Source organism: Luethyella okanaganae (assembly GCF_042660285.1).
Lineage (GTDB): Bacteria > Actinomycetota > Actinomycetes > Actinomycetales > Microbacteriaceae > Luethyella > Luethyella okanaganae.
Genome location: NZ_JBHSTP010000001.1, coordinates 1,620,931 through 1,621,331 on the forward strand (window position 1 = coordinate 1,620,931; position 401 = coordinate 1,621,331).

General features: G+C 64.3%; 1 protein-coding gene. It reads left to right on the forward strand.

Annotated elements, in window-relative coordinates:
• On the forward strand, positions 1–246 hold a 246-nt coding region (locus ACFQB0_RS07655), incomplete at its 5' end, for a hypothetical protein (RefSeq protein WP_386729560.1).
• Between the last annotated feature and the right edge of the window lie 155 nt (positions 247–401).

Here is a 401-nt window from a genome sequence, read left to right on the forward strand (position 1 = left end):
CTTCTCCCACGGCCTACGCTCACCGTCACGCCTCGGAACTCCGCCGTCGCGGGGAGGCTGCTCACCATCGCTTTTCTCCCACGGCTTACGGGTGCCGCGGTCGCTCGGTCGCCGCTCCCCCTCGCCGCGCGAGGCAGCAGCGCGATTGCCATCCTTGTGTGGACGCTGCCCACCCCGACGAAGCGCTCGGGATGCGTCGTCCTGGCTGTCACGGTGATCGCGCTCTGGACCACGACCCCGGGATGAAGAATCGCTCACGGGAGGGTTCCTGTTCTCTGTTTAGAAATCGAACGGTATCCTGAGAGGCCGTTTTGTGTTTGGTGGGTTAACGTGGAATGGCCACCCGGGTGGGTGGCCATTTCACTGGTGTTGTCCGGCGGTGTCCTACTCTCCCACAGGGT